Origin of the sequence: Tundrisphaera lichenicola, from assembly GCF_051175385.1 — a bacterium.
Taxonomy (GTDB): Bacteria; Planctomycetota; Planctomycetia; order Isosphaerales; family Isosphaeraceae; genus Tundrisphaera; species Tundrisphaera lichenicola.
The window spans coordinates 4,903,134-4,925,837 of sequence record NZ_CP195106.1 but is presented as its reverse complement, the minus strand read 5'-3'; the positions used below and the strand labels follow the sequence as shown (position 1 = coordinate 4,925,837).

12 protein-coding genes are annotated in these 22,704 nt (G+C 59.8%); 6 read left to right on the top strand and 6 right to left on the bottom strand.

Annotation, left to right across the window (positions count from 1 at the left end):
- Positions 1-153 precede the first annotated feature (153 nt).
- Complete coding sequence (locus P12x_RS19305; protein ID WP_435006248.1) at positions 154-3,417, top strand: efflux RND transporter permease subunit; 3,264 nt, start codon at positions 154-156, stop codon at positions 3,415-3,417.
- A 378-nt stretch (positions 3,418-3,795) separates the two neighbouring features.
- On the opposite strand, the gene P12x_RS19300 is transcribed toward P12x_RS19305, so the two are convergent.
- The 3 genes from P12x_RS19300 to P12x_RS19290 all read right to left on the bottom strand — a co-directional run bounded on the left by P12x_RS19300 (position 3,796) and on the right by P12x_RS19290 (position 9,349).
- Positions 3,796-5,994: an HlyD family efflux transporter periplasmic adaptor subunit gene (locus P12x_RS19300; protein ID WP_435006247.1), complete on the bottom strand. Its 2,199-nt coding sequence runs from the start codon at positions 5,992-5,994 to the stop codon at positions 3,796-3,798.
- Positions 5,995-6,200: 206 nt separating this feature from the next.
- Complete coding sequence (locus P12x_RS19295; protein WP_435006245.1) at positions 6,201-7,187, bottom strand: efflux RND transporter periplasmic adaptor subunit; 987 nt, start codon at positions 7,185-7,187, stop codon at positions 6,201-6,203.
- Positions 7,188-7,291: 104 nt separating this feature from the next.
- Positions 7,292-9,349, bottom strand: a complete 2,058-nt coding sequence (locus P12x_RS19290) for a biotin/lipoyl-binding protein (protein ID WP_435006244.1) — start codon at positions 9,347-9,349, stop codon at positions 7,292-7,294.
- Between the two features lie 239 nt (positions 9,350-9,588).
- On the opposite strand from P12x_RS19290, the gene P12x_RS19285 reads away from it, so the two are divergent.
- Positions 9,589-10,689: an NAD-dependent epimerase/dehydratase family protein gene (locus tag P12x_RS19285; protein WP_435006242.1), complete on the top strand. Its 1,101-nt coding sequence runs from the start codon at positions 9,589-9,591 to the stop codon at positions 10,687-10,689.
- A gap of 196 nt (positions 10,690-10,885) precedes the next feature.
- Positions 10,886-13,750, top strand: a complete 2,865-nt coding sequence (locus tag P12x_RS19280; protein ID WP_435006241.1) for a zinc-dependent metalloprotease — start codon at positions 10,886-10,888, stop codon at positions 13,748-13,750.
- A 153-nt stretch (positions 13,751-13,903) separates the two neighbouring features.
- On the opposite strand, the gene P12x_RS19275 is transcribed toward P12x_RS19280, so the two are convergent.
- Positions 13,904-14,689 (bottom strand): formylglycine-generating enzyme family protein, encoded by a 786-nt coding sequence (locus P12x_RS19275; RefSeq protein WP_435006239.1) that lies wholly within the window; start codon positions 14,687-14,689, stop codon positions 13,904-13,906.
- A gap of 996 nt (positions 14,690-15,685) precedes the next feature.
- Here P12x_RS19275 and P12x_RS19270 point away from each other — a divergent pair.
- Complete coding sequence (locus P12x_RS19270) at positions 15,686-16,363, top strand: 3-keto-disaccharide hydrolase (RefSeq protein WP_435006238.1); 678 nt, start codon at positions 15,686-15,688, stop codon at positions 16,361-16,363.
- A 6-nt stretch (positions 16,364-16,369) separates the two neighbouring features.
- Here P12x_RS19270 and rho read toward each other — a convergent pair whose 3' ends face one another.
- Together rho and thyX are read right to left on the bottom strand one after the other, a co-directional pair.
- Entirely contained in the window at positions 16,370-17,491 is a 1,122-nt protein-coding gene (gene rho, locus P12x_RS19265; RefSeq protein ID WP_435006236.1) for a transcription termination factor Rho, read from the bottom strand.
- Positions 17,492-17,962: 471 nt separating this feature from the next.
- On the bottom strand, positions 17,963-18,766 hold the full coding sequence (gene thyX / locus P12x_RS19260; RefSeq protein ID WP_435006234.1) for an FAD-dependent thymidylate synthase: 804 nt from the start codon (positions 18,764-18,766) through the stop codon (positions 17,963-17,965).
- Positions 18,767-18,963: 197 nt separating this feature from the next.
- On the opposite strand from thyX, the gene P12x_RS19255 reads away from it, so the two are divergent.
- Both P12x_RS19255 and P12x_RS19250 read left to right on the top strand, forming a co-directional pair.
- Positions 18,964-21,015 (top strand): ATP-dependent helicase, encoded by a 2,052-nt coding sequence (locus tag P12x_RS19255; protein ID WP_435006232.1) that lies wholly within the window; start codon positions 18,964-18,966, stop codon positions 21,013-21,015.
- Between the two features lie 142 nt (positions 21,016-21,157).
- Positions 21,158-22,699: a HEAT repeat domain-containing protein gene (locus tag P12x_RS19250; protein WP_435006230.1), complete on the top strand. Its 1,542-nt coding sequence runs from the start codon at positions 21,158-21,160 to the stop codon at positions 22,697-22,699.
- Positions 22,700-22,704 lie beyond the last annotated feature (5 nt).

The window sequence follows — 22,704 nt, the reverse complement described above, 5'->3', positions numbered from 1 at the left end:
GCTGCTAGTCGCTCCTCCTGAAATCGAACCTCCGATCCGACAGCCTTTCCCTGATCCCTTGACGGGAGATTGTGGGGAATCATGGCTTGTCCTCGTCGTCGATGGCATTCGTCTTCGAACAGGTGAGAACGTACCGCAGCGGGGGCAAGGTTCATGATTCGAATCATCATCGTCTGGAGTTTGCATAATCGTCTGCTCGTCATTGCCGGGGTCCTGGCCTTGATCGCCGCCGGGATCCACTCGGCTCGCGAGCTCAATGTCGAGGCCTACCCAGACCCGACCCCACCCCTGGTCGAAGTCATCACGCAGAGTCCGGGTTTCAGCCCGGAGGAGATGGAGCGGCTGGTCGGGGTGCCGATTGAGACTGCACTAAACGGGATGCCTGGGCTGGAGGATCTAAGGAGTACGTCGGTCTCGGGCCTCAACGATATCAAATGCCAGTTCGCTTACGGGACCGACTACTGGGCCGCGCGTCAGGAGGTCATCAATCGGATCGGCTCGGTCGACAACCTGCCGAAGGGGGTGATGCCGGGCATCTCGCCCTGGAGTCCAACAGGCGAGATCATCCGATATGTACTCGAGGGTCCGAACTATACGACGAACCAGTTGAAGGCGGTTCAAGACTGGGTTCTCCGCCGGACCCTGAAGACCGTTCCCGGTGTCATTGACGTGACAGGATACGGCGGGACGGTCAAGCAATATCAGGTCCTGGTCGATACGAGGCTACTTCGCCGATACAACATCACGCTCCAGCAGGTCGAGGACGCGATCCATAACTCCAACGCCAATGTTGGGGGTGACATTCTCTCGATGGGAAGTCAGGCCCACAATGTTCGAGCCCTGGGGTTACTCGGAGGAGGGATCGATCCCCTCGACCCGGCGAATGCGGCCGAATCCGTCCAGTTGGTGGAACAAAAGATCGACGACCTCAACAACGTGGTGGTCTCGTCGACGAAGGGCATCCCGATTTTCGTCAAGCAGGTCGCCCAGGTCATCGAGCAACACCGGCCGCGTCTGGGGATCGTGGGAAGGCGTTTGAAGGAAAAGGATGGCAAGTTCGTCTCGATCGACGAGGACGACGTGGTCGAGGGCATCGTGCTCATGCGAAAGTATGAGAAGTCGCTCGTAACGGCCAACCTCGTCGAGGAGAAGCTCAAGGAGATCCAGAAAAACGGCACGCTGCCCAAGGGCATGACAATCCGAGTCTTCAACCAGAGGACCGACCTGGTCCATGTGACGACCCACAACGTACTGCATAACCTGGTGGTGGGCATGGGGCTCGTTGTCGGGATCCTGCTCCTCTTCCTCGGAAACCTGGCCAGTGCCCTGATCGTGGCGATGATGATCCCTCTAGCCTTGCTCTTCTCCGTAACGGTCCTCTACGTCCAGGGGAAGTCGGCCAACCTGCTCTCCATCGGCGCGGTTGACTTCGGAATCATCGTCGATAGCTCTGTGATCATCGTCGAGAACATTTATCGACACATCACGGCCGAGGGATCGGATCGAAGTCGTCCGTTGATCGACCGGATTGCCGAAGCCTCCGGAGAGATCGAACGAGCCCTGTTCTTCTCGACGTCGATCATTGTCTGCGCCTTCATCCCCCTATTTGCGATGACCGGACCCGAGGGTGCGCTCTTCGGTCCGATGGCCAACACTTATGCCTTTGCGATCTTCGGGGCGCTCTTGCTGGCAATCACCCTGGCCCCGGTCCTCTGCTCATTCCTCTATCACGACGGGATGGAGGAGAAGGAGACGATCGTCGATCGGCTCATCAAGAAGGGATACCTTCGATCCCTCGACCGGTATCTGAACTATCGATGGCTCACTCTCGGATTCATGGGTGGCTTGCTGATCTTCACGGTCACGCTCCTTCCGGGGCTGGGCGGGGAATTCATGCCTCCGCTAGAGGAAGGGAACCTCTGGATCCGCGCCTTGATGCCGAGGACGGTCTCGCTGGAGGCTTCCGCCAGGATGGCTCCACGCCTCCGTGCTGTCATTGCATCAGTCCCCGAAGTGAAGAACGTGATGTCCCACGTCGGTCGTCCCGATGACGGAACCGATGTGATCGGCTTCTGCAATCTGGAGTTCAACGTCCCGCTCAAGCCGATGGAACAATGGCGTAAGGGAATGACTCGCGAGAAGATCGAGGATGAGTTGACCAAGAAATTCAATGAGTTTCCCGGCCTGACCTTCAGCTTCTCGCAACTCATCCGAGACAATGTGGAGGAGGCGCTTTCGGGCGTCAAAGGGGCCAACTCGGTCAAACTCTTCGGAGATGATCTCCATATCCTCGAAGAAACCGGACAAAGGATCGTTCAGGTTCTTCGGACGGTTCAAGGCATCGAGAATGTGGGCCTTTTCCACATCCTGGGTCAGCCCAACCTGGAGATCAAGATCGATCGCCAGGCTTGTGCTCGCTATGGGGTGAATGTTGCCGACGTCGAAACGGCGATCGAGGTGGCGATCGGCGGCAAAGCATTCTCTCAGATGGTCGAGGGAGAGAAGCTATACGATATCATCCTTCGTCTTCCGGTCGCGCTCCGGGATGACCCTTCGATGATCGAACGAATCCCGGTCGATACACCGGGCAACGACGGCCACGTCGGCGCTCGAATTCCGCTCGGCCAACTCGCCACGATCAATCCGCACGTCGCCGGGGCTTCCTCGATCTATCGAGAAAACAATCGCCGCTACATCCCGATCAAGTTCGGGGTTCGCGACCGCGACCTGGCCTCGGCCATCGAGGAGGCCCAGCAAAAGGTCCAAGATCCCAAGGGACCGGTCGCCATGCCTTCGGGATATCGGGTCGAATGGTCCGGCGAGTTTGCCCAGATGCAGGCGGCCAACGGCCGTCTCATGTGGATCGTGCCGCTGTCGATTGGCCTGATCATGGGCCTACTCTATACGGCATTCAACTCGTTTAAGGATGCGTTGCTGGTGATGGTTAACGTCGTCGCGGCGACCATGGGCGGAATCTGGGCCCTCCGACTGACCCAGACTCCCTTCAGCATCTCGGCGGCCGTGGGATTCATCTCGATCTTCGGTGTCGCGGTGCAGAATGGAGTGCTACTGATCTCCTACTTCAATCAACTCCGCGCCGCAGGTCTCCCGGTCCGTGAGTCGGTCCTGAGAGGGGCCGAATTGAGAGTCCGCCCGATGGTCATCACCTCATTAACCGCCGCATTGGGCCTGGCTCCGGCCGCATTCGCGACTTCGATCGGATCGCAAGCACAGAAACCACTCTCGATTGTCGTGGTCGGAGGGATGATCGTAACTCTGGTATTAACCCGCTATTTGATGCCCGTACTGTATTCGTTCTTCCCGGCCCTGGCTGGCCACGAGGCACACCACGACGAACTAATCGCCGGTTCGCACTATACCGACGCGATCCTTCGACGCGATCTCGACGAAAATTGATGCCTCGATCCCAAACTCGGGAATTCTTGGTTCGCCGAGGAGAATCGCACGAAGTCGCCCATCATCTCCCCGAATCCCCGATTGAACGAACCTCGCACGCATCATCCTGGATGATGCGTGCGGGTCATCGGGCTAAGTCGATCGAGTGGTCCCTCATGGATCAGAAATTGATCGGGTTCCACGCCCCTTGATAATCAAACCCTCAGTGCCGGGTTCTCCTGGAACATATGGTCGCTGAAGCGTGGGACAAAGCACCAGTCTGGCGGTGCTCCGATCGTCTATCGTTAGTCTCACCATAACGAATGCAACAAAGAGGGCGTATCCGATGCATCGGATACGCCCTCGGGAGTTCCTGATAATAATCGAGAGACCCAGATCTCAGAGGGTGAAGTGGAAGGTCTTCGTGATCATCCGCCAGAGCCACCAGGCCAGGGTGCTGTGGCCACCGTCGATCTTGGCGAATCCTCGAAGGCCGGGCTGGAGCTGAAGGTCGGCGTTGTCGATGGGGATGATCACCTCATAGACCGCGGAAAGTGGCTCGGCCTGACCGGTCTTCTCGTCTTGTTTCGTCGCGATTTCCCCGCCGGCGAGGTTGGATAGCTCGGGCGCGATCTCCTCGCGATTGCTGCTGGCGACCTCGCTCACGTAGCTCTTCCAGGTCTTCTCGGAAGTCCCATAGATCTTCATCCAGACGGTGGCTTTTTTGTTGGGGTCATCCGAGAGGATTAGGTTGACGTCGGACTGATCCAGCAGGAGGTGGGCCTCCAGCTTGTGAGGATCGCCGATCTCAACGAACGGTTTACCCGGTTTGACATACTGGCCGACCGTCTCTTGCTTCGGGACACCCATCACCTGCCCATCACGCGGTGCCACCAGGGTAAGCTTGCCGATCTGTTCGCTGATCTTGGTGATCGCCGGTTCGAGTTCCTGGGCCATCTGGAAATTCTGCTGCGTGATGGCTCGGCTATTCGGGTCCGAGGAGGTGCTATACCAGACCGCCTTGCCGTGGCTGGCGACTTGCTGCTGGTGTAGTTGCTCGTATTCGAGTTGCTTCTCGGGATTCGAGAGGCGTGCGATCGAGTCACCTGCCTTGACGTATTCTCCGTCCTTGACATCCAGCGCGATCAGTCGGCCAGGCACCTCGGCATAGACTTCCGCGGCCTTGGCCGGCACCAGGACGAGCGTTCCCTGGACCCGAAGGGGCGTGGGGATCAGCAGAATCAGGGTGACCAACGCGACGGTCACCGCGGCAAATGCCGCCGCGCGAGCCTTTTTCACCTTGCGCATCCTCCCCGGTTGGCGAATGAACTTGACACCCTGGTAGAGCGGCATGACGAGTAACGGGACCAGCGAACCGCCCGCGATCATGTAGCTGATCGACTGTAGCTTGTACGGCTTGAGGAACTGACTCAGGAAGAACAGGATGCTGAACGTCACGATCCATCGATAAACATAGCTGCAGACCGCATAGGCCACGAACAGGCCCCGGCGCGATCGCGGCATGTAACTCTGGACCGGGATCTCCAGTCCCAGAACTTTCTCCTGGAACAGATACGAGAAGAACTGGGTGCTCTTGATCCGAAGGTTCGGGATCTCCAACCAGTCGGACATCACATAGTAGCCGTCATACCGGAGGAGCGGATTGGCGTTGAACAGGATCGTGTTGACCGAGCAGATGAACATGGTGGCCAGGCAGAGGCTATTCAGAAGCCCCTGCTCGGTATTCCACCATACGAATGTCGCCAGACTTGCCAGAAAACACTCGACATAGATGCCGGCCGCCGAGATCCAGATCCGCTTCCACTTGGAGGGCAATAACCAGCAGTCGGTCACGTCGCAATAGAGCGCCGGCGTGAGGACGAGGAACAGCATCCCCATCTCGTGGACCTCACCGCCAAAGTGCTTGGCGGTCAGGCCGTGCCCGAACTCGTGGATGACCTTGACCACGGCCAGACTACACCAGAAGTAGATGATCGTTCGCCAGTTGAAGAAGCTCTGGAAATCGGGCAGTCGAGCCGAGAAGGTCTGGTACTGGCTGGCCACCAGTGTGAGCGCCGCCAGCATCATCCCGACGCTGAACGCAATGAACCAGGAGGTGTAGATCCAGCGGAAGTAGGGATACATCCCGGTCAGCAATTTCTCGGGATCGACGACGGGGATCTTGATGTAGAGAATGTTGGCGAAAAACTGCCAGAACTTCTTCCAGCGATTCTTCTTACGGCGACGGACCAGTGCCTGGGCCTGGTCGGGGCTGTCGATCTGCGCGATCCCTGCCTCGTGGAGCTGCGAGGCGAACCGGAGGAGGTCGTCCACCGTGATCGTCTGTGGGCGATATTTGCGCTCGAAAACCCGCTTTACATCCTGGAGATTCTGCTTCCCATCGAACTGCTGGAGGAGGAAATATTCCTCGACCTTGAAGCGGAAGTACTTCAGGGCGATAGGGTCCTTGATGACGTAGTGCGTCATCCCCTCATAGAACTGAGGTTGGACGATCAGGTCCGGGCGGAGCTTGACCTTCAGGTGTTCGGCGGCCTGCCCCATCGGGGTCGAAGGGGCCATGGTGGGCGCTGCGCTCATCGGTCAATAGTCCTCGCAACGGACCCGGTCGATCTCAGTTCCTGATTCATCCGTCCGGCTCTCGCTCAAGATCCGACCACTTGGAGCTCGATCTCGGGGGCTCGATTTCAAACTTCAGAGGGCGAGAATGCCCGGAGGTCTTCGATTTCTCGAAATCCGAAATCTACGATCCCGGCATCTTTCGCGGAGTATCATCGAGAGACGAATTAACGAGGGGGCAGGGGGGGGAGCCCGGCCTGCCCTACGTTCACACCGTCGGTCGATCTGACGGCCGGGGCCGCCACCGTGGCGGATTCGGGCTTGAGGAAGATTGTCATGGTGCACTTGAGGCCAGGTCGGAGCTCATGGCTGGCGTTGTCGAGGTCGGCATAGATCCGGACGGCAGTTTCGGCAACCGGCTGGATCGACTGGTCCACGAAGCTGATCACGCCTCGAAACTGTTTCTGTTCGATCGGGTGCTTACGGTTTCCACCCAGACGAGGCTGGATCACCATCTCAGTCCCGGGAGTGACCCGGAAAGCGTACTCAACCGGGATGTACGCCCAGACGCGAACGGTGTCGAGGTTGCCAATGGTCACGACCGGCTCGTTGGCCCGGACGCTCTCCCCCTCATGCTTCCGCTCCTCGATAATCACACCGGAGAATGGGGCACGAATGATGTGCTCCTCGACGACCCGTTCGGCCGACTTCAACTTGGCCGCAGCCAGCTTGAGCATGTCGGTCGCCTCGACGACCGCAGCGTCGGCCACCGCATATTCGGCCTCGGCCTTCTGGACCTCTTCCTGAGAGACATAGCCTTTGCCCTTACGGAGCAGGGCCGCGTTCCTGGAAACCACGACGGCCGCTAATTCCTTCTGGGCTTTGGCCTTGAGCAATCCGCCTTCTCCCTCGGCCTGAATCCTGGCCTCTTCGGCGGCCAGCTCCGCCGCTTTCTTGACCAGGTAGCCGATCACGGGCCCCCGGCCGTCCTTGTCGGGCGGGCCGACTTCCTTGCCGATCCGAAGCTCCATCTTCTCGATCACACCTTCGCGGAGCGCCGAGACATCCGACTTCTGGTAGAAGTCGATCGTGGCGTCTTCGATGATCAGCTGAGAGTCGGCCACTTCCGGCTTCTGGGATTGAGCGATCGACGAGGCCGTGAGGATCGCGGACAATCCGACCGAGAGGGCGAGGGCTTTCCGGATCAGGGGCATGGCTGGGCTCCGAGGCAGGTTTCCGAGAATCGTGGTGTTTGCGGATCTCATGGGAGAGACCCGGCGCGACGAGATCATCGCGCCGGGATGTCGAAGCGGCCCGGTCAGCTCAGGAAGGGCCAGCGGAACAGGACGGTCTCGTAGAAGACGTGGATGACGTCGCGGAGCAGGACATAGGCGAGTCGGGCATCGCCGCACATGACTCGTGCTCGAACTTCCGAGCCAGGACGAAGCGACTGGTTACGCGAGAGGAAGTCGTTTCTGACCTTCTCAGTAAAGCCCACGGTCACCTTGACCACGTGCTTGGCGTCAACCGTCTCGGCTTTCGAGCTGATCTTCCGGACATAGCCGGGATAACGGTGCTCGGGGTCGGTCGCGGTGACGAAGTAGGCTTCCAAGGTCGAACCTGGTGGCTTGGACCCCGCCTTGATCTCCTCCTGGAGCTTGCTCTGTGCGAGGAGGACCGGCCCCATGTCGTCGTCGGGAACCTCGACCTCCATCTCCCAGTCGCCGCCGACCGCCGCGATCTGGAGAAGCTCGGTGCCAATTTCGACGGGTCGTCCCTTCAGATTCTTCTGGGGCTCCCAGGTGGTGATGATTCCATCCTGGGGCGCCAGGATCTTCATCGACTCCATCTGTTCCTGGACGACCCGGATCTGCTTATCCGCGCTCTCGGCCTTGATCTTGGCCTCGTGGGCCTGGGCCTGGAACGAGACTTCCTCGTCCTTGCGTGTGGCCATCCGGATCTGCTTATCCAGGTAAACTTTCTGGTATTCGGCGGCCTGCTTCTCGGCGATCAGCCGTTTCCACTCCTTCTCGAGGTCCTTGCTCTCGAGGACGCAAAGCAAGTCCCCTTCGTGAACGAGTTGTCCGTGCCCGACCATGATATCCTGGACGATCCCGGCGACCGGTGCATACAGATTGCGCCGCTTCTCGGGGAGCAGAGAGCCCCGCCCTTCGATGGTCAACTGCCAGGGGACGAAGGTCAGGACCAGGATCAGCGTCACGATGGCGAGGAGTACGGCGACGATCTTGGCCAGGGTCCGACCCCGGAAGAACCGCCAGGGGGAGCCGATCAACTTCAGGATCGGGAGAAGGGCCCGATCATATTCCGAGGCGTTCCAGAGCGCGGTCGAGGAGTGTCGGGCAACGACCTCGCAACGGGCATGGGCATCGGTGGGGGCCAGTTCGTCGCCGATCTGCTCCGCGACCAGGCACCCGTAGGCCACCTTGTCCTTGGAAGGATCGGTCTCGGGCTTGTGGAGAAGGGTGACGATGACCGCCTTGGACCCGGACTCATCCACGTAGGCTTCCAGGCAGTCGCGAAGATCCGGGGCGAATCCTTCGGTATTACCCGTGTAGATCAGGTCCTCGCCCGAACGGATGACCGCCTTGCATAGCTTGGTCAGTTCCCGGATCAGGTTAGCCCGCTGTTCGACGACCTCCTGTCCGCTGACGGCCTCGATCAGGGTCCGGCCGCCGACCTTCAAGGCGACACTCAGTCGATCACAACCGACTAGGCGCTTCCCGTCGTTGGCCACGGCGAATGAGGCTTCCTTCAAATCGAGTGACCCGTGGATCGCGTGAGTGAAGGTCTCGAGTTGGTTCCAGAGACGCTGCTGCGACATCATCTGTCGCATCTGCCGATTCTTGAGATAGGTGCCGGCCAGGTCGCAGAGATCGCCGACGAACCGGAGCGTGCTTTTCTGCTGGGCCGCCCTCCGGGTCGGATCCATCAGGATCTCGATCAGCCCGACGACCTGCTTGTCTACCGTCAAGGGGGCCATGATCAGCGAATAGCCGGTAGGATTCCCCGCGTTGGGAACACCCTCGATCGTCGCTCCAGGGGGGATGATCGTGGCTTGAGAAGCCTGAATCATACAACCCAGGAGAGCGTCGTGGGGCGGAGTCTTGACTCTTCCGTCAAGCAGTCCGGTCAGATGGAACTCCATCTGCTGCTGGAGTTTGATGCCACCCTTGCCGTCGAGCAACCAGAGGGCTCCACCCGAGGCGGCCACGGCGGCCACGACCCGACTGAGAAACTCCCCGTAAAATTCGTTAGGCTGGATGTCCGACTCGGCGAGCTCGGCGATCTCGGCCACCAGCTTGCGGATCTGCGACTTTGTCTGCTCGAGCAGACCGGGATCGATGGTCTCTTCCATCAGGGTGGTTCCGGTGGGTCGTGGGCCGGGTCCGATTCGCCAGTGAGCGTCGCCGCTATCGGTCCGAATGCGGCATAATGACAACGGGACGGCCGATCGCCTCGACTTCCCGCAATTCCCGAGAGCCTCCCTTGACTTTGAGAGGGCAACTGCCAGTCTCGATGTCGCAACCCGTTGCCTTGCCTCATTCGATCGATATTGGAAGACACAGCTGAGACTTAGCAACTCGGAGCGTATGAGTGCCCAAGGCATCGCAAAATTCGACTCATCTCGTCACCGGGGCAACTGGACTCCTCGGGAGCCATATCGCCGAGCGACTCTGCGCGAAAGGTCTTCGAGTCCGGGCGCTCGTCCGTCCGGGAGCAGACGTTCGCTTTCTGAAAGCTCTAGGAGTCGAACTCGCCGAAGGAGACCTGGCCGACGAGGATTCTTGCGTCAGAGCCGTCCAGGGAATCCAATCGGTCTATCATTCGGCGGCCAAGGTCGGCGATTGGGGGAATTGGGCAGACTTCCAATCCTCCTGTCTGGATGGAACGCGAAATCTCGCCAGGGCCGCGTGCAGAGTCGGCGTCGAACGTTTTCTCCATATCAGCTCAACAAGCGCCTATGGCCACCCGGTCGAAGGAGGGCCACCCATCGAAGAGACATCACCCCTCGGCCAGCGGCTTTGGCCGGTCTGGGACTATTACACCCGGAGTAAGGTCGAGTCCGAACAACTACTCTGGAAGATGTTGGAAGAGCTAGGATTGCGGCTCACGGTGATTCGCCCGAGTTGGTTATATGGCGAACGCGATCGGACGACACTTCGAAGGCTGGTCGGTCGACTTCGAGCTGGCAAGGTCCCCCTGATCGGGCGGGGCGACAACCCGCTTAGTGCGATTTACGCCGGGAACGTCGCGGACGCGGCGATCCTCGCCTCGAACGACCCCAGTTCGGTCGGTGAGGCCTACAACATCACACACCAAGGACAGATTACCCAGAAAGAATTCCTGAACCTATTCATCGAAGCCATCGGGGCACCGCCACTCAAGAGACGCATCTCATACGATCTCACGTTCCAAGCAGCATTCCTGGTCGAGGCCTTGGCGAGGGCCCGCCGGAGAGCAACCCCTCCCTTGATTACTCGATATGCGACCTGGCTGATGGGGCGACGAATCTCCTATTCCACCGCCAAGGCCGAATCCCGCCTGGGCTGGAAGCCCGAAGTGGGGAACCGCGATAGCATCGAGCGATCGGTCCGGTGGTTTTTGGAAGAAGAACGACGAACTGACGGAGCGGTGGCGAGCAGACCCTTGCAACCCATTCATTCGAACAATCCGGGGAGCCCATCCGGCCATTAAGGAATTCACCAGGTTTGCCACTTGTCGCTAGAAATTGGATCGTTCAGGATAGGTGAAGATTGTCGTTCGGGCAAACAGAGCCGGGGCCAACCCTCTCGTCCCCTCCTGTTTCATCACTCGACGCAACCCGATGACCCATCGATCCATCCCGCGCCGGTTCCGCCCTTCGCGACTCGGACTCCCCGGAGACCCACCCATGACTCCTCGCTGTGCCCTGGCTCGGAGCATCGCACTCGCCCTTTCTTGCATGCTTCTCCCCTCATCCAGGGCCGATGAAAAACCGGCTAATTCCTCCGACCCCGCCACGGCCCCCAATCAAATCGACATTGAAGCGATCCGCTCGCGGACCGGCGGGGCGAATGGAGGGCCTCCTGGCGTCAACGACCCGGCGAAGTATCGTCCGTTCGCCGAGCTAACTGCGAACGCGACCAAGCATGATGGCCTGTTCACTCTCTACGAGAAGGACGATCACCTCTACGCCGAGATCAAACCATTCCAGTTCGATCAGTCGCTCCTGGTCCCGATCACGATCGCCCGAGGCCTGGAGATGGCGGGAAATCCGCTCAACTTCGGCGATGAGTGGGTGGTCAGCTTCCACCGGGTCGGCGACAAGGTCCAATTGATTCGGAAGAACATCCACGTTAAAGCGCCGTTCAACACGCCGATCGACAAGGCCGTCAAGCAAAATTACACCGACTCGATCCTGATGGCCTTGCCGATCGTCAGCCTCAATCCAGGCGGCGGGATGAGCGTGGTGATCGACTTCTCCGACATCTTCTTCACCAACTTCGCCCAGCTCCCGATGGGCTTCCTGGATCGGAGCCGGACGAGCTGGAACAAGATCAAGACATTCCCGACGAACCTGGAGATGGAAGTCCAGGCGACATTCGGGGGAGTGGGTGGCCAGAGTGGTGCCGATGGACTGATCGACTCGCGAGGCGCGACGATCGTCATCCATTACAGCCTGGTCAAATTGCCCGACGGAGGCTATCACCCTCGCGTCGCCGATGACCGAGTCGGCCACTTCCTGAATGCCACACGAGACTTCGGCGCGAATGACCCCGACGGCAACGTCGTCCGCTACGTGAATCGTTGGCGGCTCGAAAAGGCCGAGTCCAAAGCCAAGCTTTCTCCCCCGAAGAAGCAAATCGTCTGGTACATCGAGGATACAGTTCCGGTCGAATTCCGCTCCTACGTCCAGGATGGCATCGAAGAGTGGAACAAGGCGTTCGAGAAGATCGGCTATCGCGATGCGATCGCCGTTCGCTGGCAGGAGTCTGGGCGGGACGATTTCGACCCCGAGGACATCAATTACTGTACCTTCCGGTGGATTACGACGAGTTCAACTTATGCGATGTCCTGCCTGCGTTCGAACCCGATCACCGGCGAGATGATCGACGGTGACGTGATCTTCGACGCTAGCTGGATCCGGGCCTGGAAGAACGAATACGCGCAACTTGTCGGTGGAGTTCCAGCGGCCCAGGGTCAGGAAAGCCCTTCGCCCATCGCATTTGGCGAGGTGATCAGCCCGATGCTCGCCATGAAGCGAGGTTATGGGGAGGTCCTCGGGGGTGACGGGTCCGGGAAGAATCTTTCGATGGTCCCCGCCGGCTGGTCGGGCCTTCATCGCGACCTCCTCGAACGACTCGCCAACGGACAGCAGGCCTCTTGCCGATTCGCCAGCGGGATGCAGCCCGAGTTGGGCCTGGCCGCGATGGTGATGGCCGACGCCGTGAAGGCCGATCCCGAGGCGAAGCTTCCCGAGGAGTTCCTCGGCCAGTTGATCAAGGAAGTGGTGATGCATGAGGTTGGCCACTCGCTGGGCCTTCGGCACAACTTCAAGGCGAGCACGATGCTCGACACCGATCAGATCAACGACCCCGCGATCACTCGCGTCAAGGGCATGACCGGCAGCGTGATGGATTATAATCCGATCAACATCGCTCCCAAGGGTCAGAAGCAAGGGGATTACATCACCACCGTCCTTGGCCCTTATGACTACTGGGCCATCGAGTACGCCTACAAGGAGGTTATGGGCAACGAGTCCGATGAGTTGAAGAAGATCGCCTCGCGTGCTCCCGAGCCTGATTTGGTCTTCGCGACCGACACCGACATGAGGATCGGGCACGACCCTCTTGTGAATGTCTACGATCTAGGATCCGACCCCTGCCGGTTCGCCAAGGATCGACTGACGCTGGCCGCCCAGCTCATGAAAGAGCTCGATGCCAAGGTGGTCAAAGAGGGCGAGTCGTGGGCCAGGGCCAGCGTGGCGTTCAGCTATCTGATGAATCAGTACGGCAATGCGGCCGACTTGGTCTCCTCGCAGATCGGAGGCCAGTCCATCTCCCGCCATCATAAGGGAGACAAGGATGCCGCGGATCCCATCGTCCCGATCGCGGGCGATAAGCAACGAGCCGCTCTCTCGTTCCTGGTCGAAAACCTTCTTTCGGACCAGTCGTTCCAGTTCTCCCCGGCACTTCTCCGCCGGTTGAGCAAGGAACATTGGGACATGGGTGCCGTCTCCGACAACCATCGGGGGATCGGCGACATCTCGGTGAACGACCGTGTGCTGGCCATCCAGCGGATCGCCCTCTCGCATTGCCTCAGTGGATCCGTCTTGACCCGGCTTCAGAATCAAGAACTACAGTCCGACCCAGGAACCAAGCCACTAGCAGTCGCCGAGGTTTTCCGGCTGCTGACCGACGGAATCTACGGCGAAATCACCATCCCGGGCGAAGGAAAGCCGAAGACGCTGTCTTGCTCGACGATCCGCCGGAATCTCCAACGCGATTATCTCCAGCGTCTTTCCACCATCATCCTGGGCCCCGCCCGGGCAACCAATGACAACTTTGCTTATGTCGTGATGTCCGGCGGAGGGGCCTACCCGGCCGACGCGCGGGCACTCGCCCGTCTGCACCTCAAGGAGATCGGCGAGAAAATTGGCAAGGTTCTTGATGCCAAGGATCTCCAGATTGACGAGACCTGCCGTGCCCATTTCGAGGAACTTCGCCAGAAAATCGCCATGATCCTCGCAGCCCAGATCAGCACCTCCTCGTCCTGATCGACCGAGACTGTTTGATCACATAAGGCCGGTGAAAGTTCCTCGATCCGAGGAACTTTCACCGGCCTCGTTTGCTGGATAGGACGAGCGGATGTCTGAGATAGTGGAACGCCAGTAGACCCGGAGAATGGCCTCTCTCACAAAGTCTGACGTTTAGAACGGCACCACTCCACCGGGAAGATTCGGATCGGCGGAGGAGGGATTGTTGGGTGAGGTGGGAGGGGCCACTGGCGCACCTTCGACGGGCAAGGCTCCGCGAAATCCGAGGAAGGGCAATCGAGTTTCCAGTTTCTGTCCTTCGCGCCAGGTCAGTATCCCAGACTTCGATCCTCCTTTCACGGTCGCCTGGGCCGGGCGGGAGCGGCTCTGACGAGGACCCGTCGGATCGATGACGGGATTCCGGAATTGCTGATAGTATTGCGAATCCCAATATTCTCCCGTCCACTCCCACGCATTCGCCGCCATGTCGTAGGCCCCGAAGGGTGAAAGGTCCGATGGGAGCGTCATGACAGGCTCGACCGATCTCGAGCCACTTTCAGGGTCTTTTCGGGGTAGTTCGCCGTTCCAGTAAGAGATTCGCCCGTCGCCCGATCGGGCTGCATACTCCCATTGAGCCTCGGTCGGGAGCCGCTTGCGTGCCCAGTTGCAGTAGGCCTTGGCTTGCTGGGCACTCACATTGACGGCAGGAAGGTCCTCCGAGGCGGGTCGGTCATCCGACTCGCTGGGGATCAATTTGGCAGCGTCGAGGGGCCTTCCCGTCTCGCGAAGGAACATCATGAACTGGCGGACGGTGACCTCATGGAGGTCGATGTAATAGGTTGAGACGGCGACTCGATGGGATGGTCGTTCCGTCGGTTCGCCATCCTCGCGACCCATCACGAATGACCCGCCGGTTACGAGCACCATTTCCGCGCCATCACGATCGGAGATGATCCGCATCGGCCAGCCCGACTCGTGAATTGTCGTGTCTGGTTTCTCGCGAAAGCCCGACGGAAGTAGCTTCACGATCACGGGCGCAGGGGAGGGAGCAACCACAATTCGAGGCTCGCCGGACCCCGTAGCCGAAGGGACCGCTGGCAAGGCCAGTTCGGGCACCGCGCTGACAACAGGGGCAGGCGCGGTAGCGGAACCTTGACCCGGTGGAGGAGGTTTAGGCCCGGAGGCTTGCTCGGGAAGATCGGTGCCGAAGAGGGGTCGATTGTTACGATGGCGATCGATGGCACTCATGGCCACCCGCGACGCGTTCGTCCCCGGGTAGTTCTTGGCTACCTTTTGAAGCAATTCCAACGCGACCGTCGACTTACCGGCCTTATCAGCCTGCCGGGCATTCTCGACGATGTTTCTCGCCTCGACCTCAGCTGAGGCTCGACCATCGTTAATGATCCTCGGCTCTAGATCATCGGGAGGACGTTCGGAATCTCCTCCTCGAAATGCCCTCAAACTCAGGATCAGGCCCAACAAACCGAAGGAGGTTACAACCCCGCCAATAATCCATCGGGCCTTTTGTCGAGCCTCGTAGGTGTCGAGAGCGGGCGTTTCCTCGAGTTTACTGGAAACGATGCCGGATTCACGCTCGGGCTTCTTCTTCTTTTTCTTCTTGGGTACGCTGAGAGATTCGTCCGCAGTTTCGGATCGATCCTCCTGACCACGTCGTTTCCCTTCGCGCTCTGGAGTAGGTTCTATTTCAGCCTTCCAGAGTCGTGGCAAATAACCGGGTGTCGATGGCTCGGGGCGACCAGGCTCGTCAGGTTTGGCCATTCGTTCGCTCCCGGAAGAACACGGGGCCTCAAGCGATGCCGACCGGCAGTCGACGATGATTATGCAAGCCACTAACTCAGCGTAACGGTCGATCGGATCAGGGACAAGAGGGGCTGAAACGCCCACTTGGATCGTACGTGCCCGAGATCGAAGCTTGCCTTCAGAGGCTACGCGCGGATGGAAACGCCGATCGATCACGTTATAAGACTGAATTCTTCGTCGGCACCGGGAGTAACCATGATGAAGAACTTTGTCTCTTTTGCCCTCACGATCGTCCTTTTCGCACCGTCGGATGACCCGGAGACCATATCGATCGTGCGGGGATCGGATCCGACTCAGTTCGAACTCGTCGGCCTCGGACCCGATTCGATCTCGATCAGGGATGGCATCGTTCGACTAACTGGAAAGCCGCTCGGCTATTTCGCCACGAAGCAACCTTATCGGAATTTCATTCTGAGCTTCGAGTGGCGTTACGAGCGACCGGAGGCAAAAGGAGCGGATGCAGGATTTCGCGGAAATTCCGGGCTCCTCATTCACGTGAGAAAACCCCACAAGGTCTGGCCTGATTGTACTCAGGTCCAGCTCGCTCAGGTCGATGCCGGAGCCCTCTTTGGCATGGGAGACTCGCGATTCGTCGGGGTTGTTGCTCCCGAGGCGCAATCGAGGGCGATCCTTCCGGTCGGCCAGTGGAACCGGGTCGAGGTCACCGCCAAGTCCGGTTCAATCTCGTGCATCCTGAATGGAATCGAAGTCTCGCGAGGACTTGAATCTCGACCCGAAGCAGGGGCGATCGGCTGGCAATCCGAGGGCGAGCCCGTGCAGTTCCGTAAGATCCAGCTTCAACCGATCCCCTGAAAGCAATTACTTCCTCGACTGGCCGATCTTGTCGAGGAATTCGGCGTTGCTCGCACACTTGCCGAGCTGCTTGACCAGACCTTCCATGGCCTCCATCGGCTTCATCCCGGCCAGGGTCCTGCGAAGCAGCGTCACGCGATCGAGCGTCTCAGGAGTAAGCAGTCGCTCTTCCTTCCGCGTCCCGGACTGCTGGATATCGATCGCCGGCCAGATCCTTCGCTCGGCAAGGCGACGATCGAGGACGCACTCCATGTTGCCGGTGCCCTTGAACTCCTGAAAGATCAGGTCGTCCATGCGGCTTCCGGTCTCGATCAAGCAAGTCGCCAGGACGGTCAGGGAGCCCCCCTCCTCGAAGGTTCGGGCGGCGCCGAAGAGTCGTTTGGGGACGTCGAGCGCCTTGATATCCATCCCGCCGGACATCGTCCTTCCGGAGTTCGATCCCTTATTGTAAGCGCGGGCCAGTCGGGTCAGGCTATCCAGGAGGATGAGGACCTGCCCCCCACTCTCGGCGATGCGCTTGGCCCGGTCCACCGTGAGTTGGGCCAGTCGAATGTGCTCCTCGATGGCGTGATCGGAGGAGGAGGCGATGACCTCTCCCCGGACGCTCCGACGCATATCCGTCACTTCCTCGGGACGCTCGTCGATCAGGAGTACGATCAGGTGGATCTCGGGATGGTTTTTGGCGACGGCGGCGGCCATCTGCTGGAGGAGGATCGTCTTTCCCGACCGGGGCGGTGCCACGATCAGACCCCGCTGACCCTTGCCGATGGGAGTGAGCAGGTCCATGATCCGCATCCCGAGCGGTTCCGGCCCGGTTTCCAGTCGGATCACCTCGTGAGGGTCGATCACGGTGAGATCGTCGAAACCGCGGAGCCCGAGATATTGCTCGGGGGTCCTCCCCTCGATCTCGATCAGTTCCGAGAGACGGAGCCCTTCGCCCCGCCGCGGCTCGTCGACGAGGCCCGTTAACTTTACGCCCTGGCGGAGCTGAAACCGCGAAAGTAGGGGAGAACCCACATAAACATCACTTGTATTGATTTTAAAATTGCGGGCCGGATCCCTTAGGTATCCATACCCTTTAGGATGCATTTCCAGGACGCCGGAATGCGTTCGTTCGGCCGTGCTCATGACGATCGCTCGGGAGTGGTCGATTCAGGCGTGAAGGATTGGGGAAACCAACCGGAGGGCCAGGGGAGGGGAGAGCCCTGACTGGCGAGAATCCGCACAAGGGGGATCGAGGGTGGTGACGTCGTACATCCCGCCCCAACCCACAGTTATATCGGAAATCGCGAGAGAAGATTCGGAAGGGCTTCGTGGATCCTAGGTGTCAAATTAACGAAATAATGCGTCCAAGTCCATGCCACATTGCAGGGATTTATTTTCCTCATCAAGAAGACGAGTCGAGGCTCGGACCTACACCAATCCCGAGCCAGGCCTCATCCCGTTTCACTCATGAGCGTTGGACCGATCACGCCGGATCATCGATCATTCGCGACGGCCTCACCGCTACCGAATCGTTTCGACAGCACCTACCGGCATGGATCGACCCTGCCAATACGATCGCCAACTCCCGAGTAGGTCACGCAAACCATCGAGCAATCAGACCTTTCGATGGGGCGTCTGCGCGGCAATCTCTCCTCCGGGAAGGTCGACCATCGCGTAATCGCCGAATAGATTCGGGCTCTCAACCTGGAGGATTTTGAGCATCGCGATGGCAACTTTTCGAATCTCGGCATCGGCATGCTCATCTCCGCGAGCCTCGATGAAGTGCCGGAGGGCTCGAGCATTGGCCGTGACGAAGATTTGCGTCTCCGTTGCGTTGGGAAGGACGCTCCGCGCGGCCTCGCGTGCTTTCTTCCTGCGCAAGGTCTTGTCTTCGATCGTCGAGAACTTCGAGGCTAGACCCTCGGCCAGCCGGGCATAAGCTTGGTGGGCGTTGGTGACCGCCTCAAGCCAGATCTGGTGAAGTTCAGGATCCTGCGCGATCGGCTCGGGCTCGACGAATGAGCAATCTTTCTCGTCGACAAACCGCTGTGATCGTTGGCTATAGGCCCACCCGGCCCGATGTCGGACCAGTTCGTGAGTGAACGACCGGCTGACCCCCGTGATGATGAAGTTGTATACCGCATGCTCGATCACCGAGCCGTGTCCGACCTCCAGGATATGATTGAGGTAAGAAGCATTCCCACCAGGCCGGGGCTTGGCGTAACTCTTGTAGCAGAGCCGCCCCGCGACCTCGACAAGCTTCTGGGCCGCCAGTTCGGTGTCGGTTTTCCAGGACTCAACACCCTCATCCTCCAGGAACGCCGAAAGTTCCCCCTCGTCAATCGTCAGGCGACCGACCAGCCGGACGCTTGGCTCGCGGATGATGTGGGTGGCGAGATTTTCCTCCATGGTCGACATTCTCCGGCCCTCCTCGGTCCGAGGCAAGCAAGCAGCGGAAGGTAACTTGCGATCGCTCGATCGACGATTATTCCGAGCCTTCGCGAACAAATCGCGCGAAATCGGATGAAGTTCGGTCTCCGGACCGGCGGTTAACTATAATGGTCTCCGGGGATCGCGAAAGGCCAAATGAATCGCCGAGCGACGAGCACACCGTTATGCGTAAGATTCGCCTTCAGAAATCGGCGAACGAGCAACTGGCCGCCCTTTTCGCGGCCGAGTTGAACTCGGCACAACACGCCGCGGCTACGGCCCCTGATGGTTACAACCTGATTCTGGCTGGGCCTGGCTCGGGAAAAACGAGAGTCATCACCTACCGGGTCGCTTACTTAATTGCCCGAGGTGTCCCGGCCGATTCGATTCTCTTGGTGACATTCACCAGGCGGGCGGCTCGCGAGATGGTCGGTCGGCTAGAGACTCTAATCGGTCCTAGAGCATCCCAGATCTGGGCCGGGACATTTCACCACATAGGGAATCGCTTGCTGAGAAAATCGGCCGGGGTCCTCGGATTCGGACCAAATTTCACGATCCTCGACAGCGAAGACCAGCTCGACCTCGTCCGACTGGCCATGGAGGACGCCGGTCTCACCGGATCGGGCAAATTGATCCCCAAGCCTGCCCGGGTCCAGCAAGCCATCAGCTTCGCCTTCAATGTGCAGAGACCCCTGGCCGAGATCGCAGTGGAGCGGAATCCCGAGTGGGCCGAGTGGCTGCCCCAGCTCCAGGGAACCCTCGAAGCCTATGCTCGTCGCAAGAAATCGGCCAATTGCATGGATTACGACGACCTCCTCGGTCAGTGGGCCAACCTCATCGAGAACTACCCCGAACAGAGATCCCTGCAATCGAGGATGTTCCGACACATCCTGGTTGATGAGACCCAGGACACGAATCTCATTCAAGCGAGGGTGGTCGAGACCCTCGCCCGAGAGGGCTCGAAGAATCTGACGGCGGTCGGGGACGACGCCCAGTCGATCTACCGGTTCCGGGGGGCGAACTATGACAATATCCTCAAGTTCCCCGATCGTAACCCCGGAACCGCGATCTATCGACTCGAGACAAACTATCGGTCGACTCCCGAGATCGTCGCATTTACCAATGCCTCGATCGCCCGGAACGCCTCGGGGTTTCCCAAGACCCTCGTATCCGCCCGCGGAAAAGGGGAGCTTCCCCTGGTAGTCCCGGCGGCCGATGGCCACGAGGAGGCGGAATATCTCGGGCAGCAAATCCTCGAACTCAGGGACCAGGGAGTTCCGCTCGGCCAGATGGCGGTCCTCTACCGGAACCATCACGATAGCATCTTGATTCAGGCGGATCTGGTGAGTCGAGGCATACCCTACACGGTTCGAAGCGGACTTCGCTTCTTCGAGCAGGCACACATCAAGGATGTCCTGGCCCATTGCCGGGTCCTGGTCAATCCCCGAGACGAGCCCGCCTGGAGGCGCCTCCTTCTGCTCCTGCCCGGAATCGGCCCGGCCAAGGCCGCCGCCCTTTGTGGCCATCTCATCGCATCGTCCGACCCTCTCCAGGCCCTGGCGACGCCAGGGTCAATGGCCCTGCTTCCCCCCAAAAGCAAGGGATTCTTCGCCGGATTCGTGGCCGATCTCCGAAAGATTGAGGCCGTCAAACCCGAGTCGAACCCAGCCGCTGCGATCGGCGCTATCCTTCAGGGAGGGTATCCCGATACGGTCAAGACCCGTTACGAACGTCCGGACAACAGGATCGCGGACATCGAGCAACTCTCGATCCTCGCCTCTCGCTACGATAGCCTGGACCGACTGATCGCCGATCTGATGCTGGCCGGCGACGTCTACGGCGTGGATACACTGGGTACCGAGGACTCGACCGATCACCTCATCCTGAGCACAATCCACCAGGCCAAGGGGTTGGAATGGTCTCGCGTCTTCGTCCCTCGATTGATCGAAGACGGTTTCCCAGGAGCCCGCGCCCTGGCAGAACCCGGAGGCGAGGAAGAAGAACGACGGATCTTCTATGTTGCGGTGACCCGAGCGATGGATGAGCTCTACCTCACCTATCCACTGACGCTACCCCGAGGTGGACGAGGGCCGACGTTGATCACGCGCCCGAGCCGATTTCTGACGGAGATCGATCCGGAACTCTCCGAGCTAGCGACGCTTGAGACTGAAATCGACCTGTCCTGGTCCGGCTCGAGCAAGGATCGAGATTCGATCGATAGTCCCCAATCGGAGTAATCCGGGAGCAGCCCCGCTGAACTTTCACTGGATCGCAAAGCGAAGCTGGTTTCGTGGGCAATCGAGCTTGAAGCGACCGGATAGGTTTGTCAATCTTAGCACCGGATTGATCGAAGGCCGACCGCAGACTCCGAGGACGGACATGGACGTGCCATCGACCGAGGGCGAACAGGCAGATTCTCCGGAATCCATGCTCGACGCAGTCCGCGATCACCGCGAATGGGACGAAGACCAACGCGAGGGGCAGCTCGCCCGCCTGGTCGAGAAGTTTCCGGTAGACCGACTCCGCGAGACGGTTCGCTCCCGACTCATACAGCTCGGGGGAGCCGATGGCGAGACGATCCTTCGAGTCGTCGAGGCGTACGCGACTCCGGATCTCCTCCGAGCGTTGGCCATCGCGCTGGAAACTCAGCCGGATCTGCCGCCCGAGCGAGTCTGGGAAGCACTCGCGCTCCTGGAGGCGAATGACGTGCTGAACGACTTTCCGCTTCTTGCCGAGCGTTGGGAAGATTTGAATGAATCCCTCGACGACGACGACGCGTTGGGAATGCTAGTACACCAGCTCGAAGAAGAGCCGGAAGGGTCCTGGGTCGCGCTCCAGGGACTCGGCTCGGTCGAACCCGAGGTGAGAGCCTCGATCATCGAAGGCCTCGCGGATTACCCCACCGGACCGGGCGTTGTCGCCTTCCTTCGGATCCTGACCTTCTCGCATGAGCCTTCCATGCGTCAATCGGCCTGCCGGACTCTAGTGGCGCGAGACGATGCCGAACACCGAACGGCCTGGGCGGAGATCGCTCACGACCATCCGGACCCCGAGATTCGCGATCGAGCCCGACGATTGCTCGGCACCGACGCATACGCGGCAATCGACCGGGCACTCAATCGACCCGATCGAGCTCGACCAGAACTGGTCGGCAGCCTGGTGACGGCCCTAGACGGAAATGGTCGAGGCTCGATCGTCCTGGCATCCAGGGACCGAGGACGCTGGATCGTCGCTTCTTTCACATGTGACATCTGGAAGGGGATCATCAACGTCCTGGGACTTGTAAGTGACGACCCGACTGGTGCTTCGGAGGTCTTCCAGGAATTCACGACCAACCGTGATCGCGACTTCGTCGAAGATACCCCCCAACTGGCGACCGGGCTCCTGGCCGCTTCTTTGATGCTTTGTGGCTCCGAGACCAACCCGGCGCTCCGATACTGGATCGAACGGACCGCCGGTCCGGAATTCCGCTCCCGTCCATTCGCCAGCCTGTACGAAGATGACACCCTCGTCGAGCAATCCCTGGCCAAGATGACCGAAGCATCGAGCGAGATCCTCAAGGCTTGTCCCGAATGGGTCGACGGCTCCTCGCTGACCTTCGACATTGCCGAGGAGATTGCGCTCCGGTCGATCGACGCCGAGCCCGACCCTCGACGCGATGCCGGTGCCTACCGCTACTTGTTTGAACACCGGCTGGTCGATCGGATCGAGCACTACCGGCGGATGCTCCTCTGGATGGCCGCATTTTGGTTCGGCGCCGGCGACCCCCAGCTGGCCCGGAAGGCCCAGGCTCTCGCCCGGCAACTTTCCGACCCTCAGCACGCGGTCCCTTCCCATCCATTCGCCATCGAATTGTCGACCCGCAGCCTCCGCGAAGCCCAGGAGAACCTGGGGTCGGGCCGCGATCCTCGCCGAGTCTAAAGCGG

Excerpts from the sequence above, each read along its gene's own strand:
- P12x_RS19305 (WP_435006248.1), top strand. The coding sequence starts at position 154 with ATGATTCGAATCATCATCGTCTGGAGTTTGCATAATCGTCTGCTCGTC.
- P12x_RS19300 (WP_435006247.1), bottom strand. The coding sequence starts at position 5,994 with ATGAGCGCAGCGCCCACCATGGCCCCTTCGACCCCGATGGGGCAGGCC.
- P12x_RS19295 (WP_435006245.1), bottom strand. The coding sequence starts at position 7,187 with ATGCCCCTGATCCGGAAAGCCCTCGCCCTCTCGGTCGGATTGTCCGCG.
- P12x_RS19290 (WP_435006244.1), bottom strand. The coding sequence starts at position 9,349 with ATGGAAGAGACCATCGATCCCGGTCTGCTCGAGCAGACAAAGTCGCAG.
- P12x_RS19280 (WP_435006241.1), top strand. The coding sequence starts at position 10,886 with ATGACTCCTCGCTGTGCCCTGGCTCGGAGCATCGCACTCGCCCTTTCT.
- P12x_RS19275 (WP_435006239.1), bottom strand. The coding sequence starts at position 14,689 with ATGCGGATCATCTCCGATCGTGATGGCGCGGAAATGGTGCTCGTAACC.
- P12x_RS19270 (WP_435006238.1), top strand. The coding sequence starts at position 15,686 with ATGGAAACGCCGATCGATCACGTTATAAGACTGAATTCTTCGTCGGCA.
- rho (WP_435006236.1), bottom strand. The coding sequence starts at position 17,491 with ATGAGCACGGCCGAACGAACGCATTCCGGCGTCCTGGAAATGCATCCT.
- thyX (WP_435006234.1), bottom strand. The coding sequence starts at position 18,766 with ATGTCGACCATGGAGGAAAATCTCGCCACCCACATCATCCGCGAGCCA.
- P12x_RS19255 (WP_435006232.1), top strand. The coding sequence starts at position 18,964 with ATGCGTAAGATTCGCCTTCAGAAATCGGCGAACGAGCAACTGGCCGCC.
- P12x_RS19250 (WP_435006230.1), top strand. The coding sequence starts at position 21,158 with ATGGACGTGCCATCGACCGAGGGCGAACAGGCAGATTCTCCGGAATCC.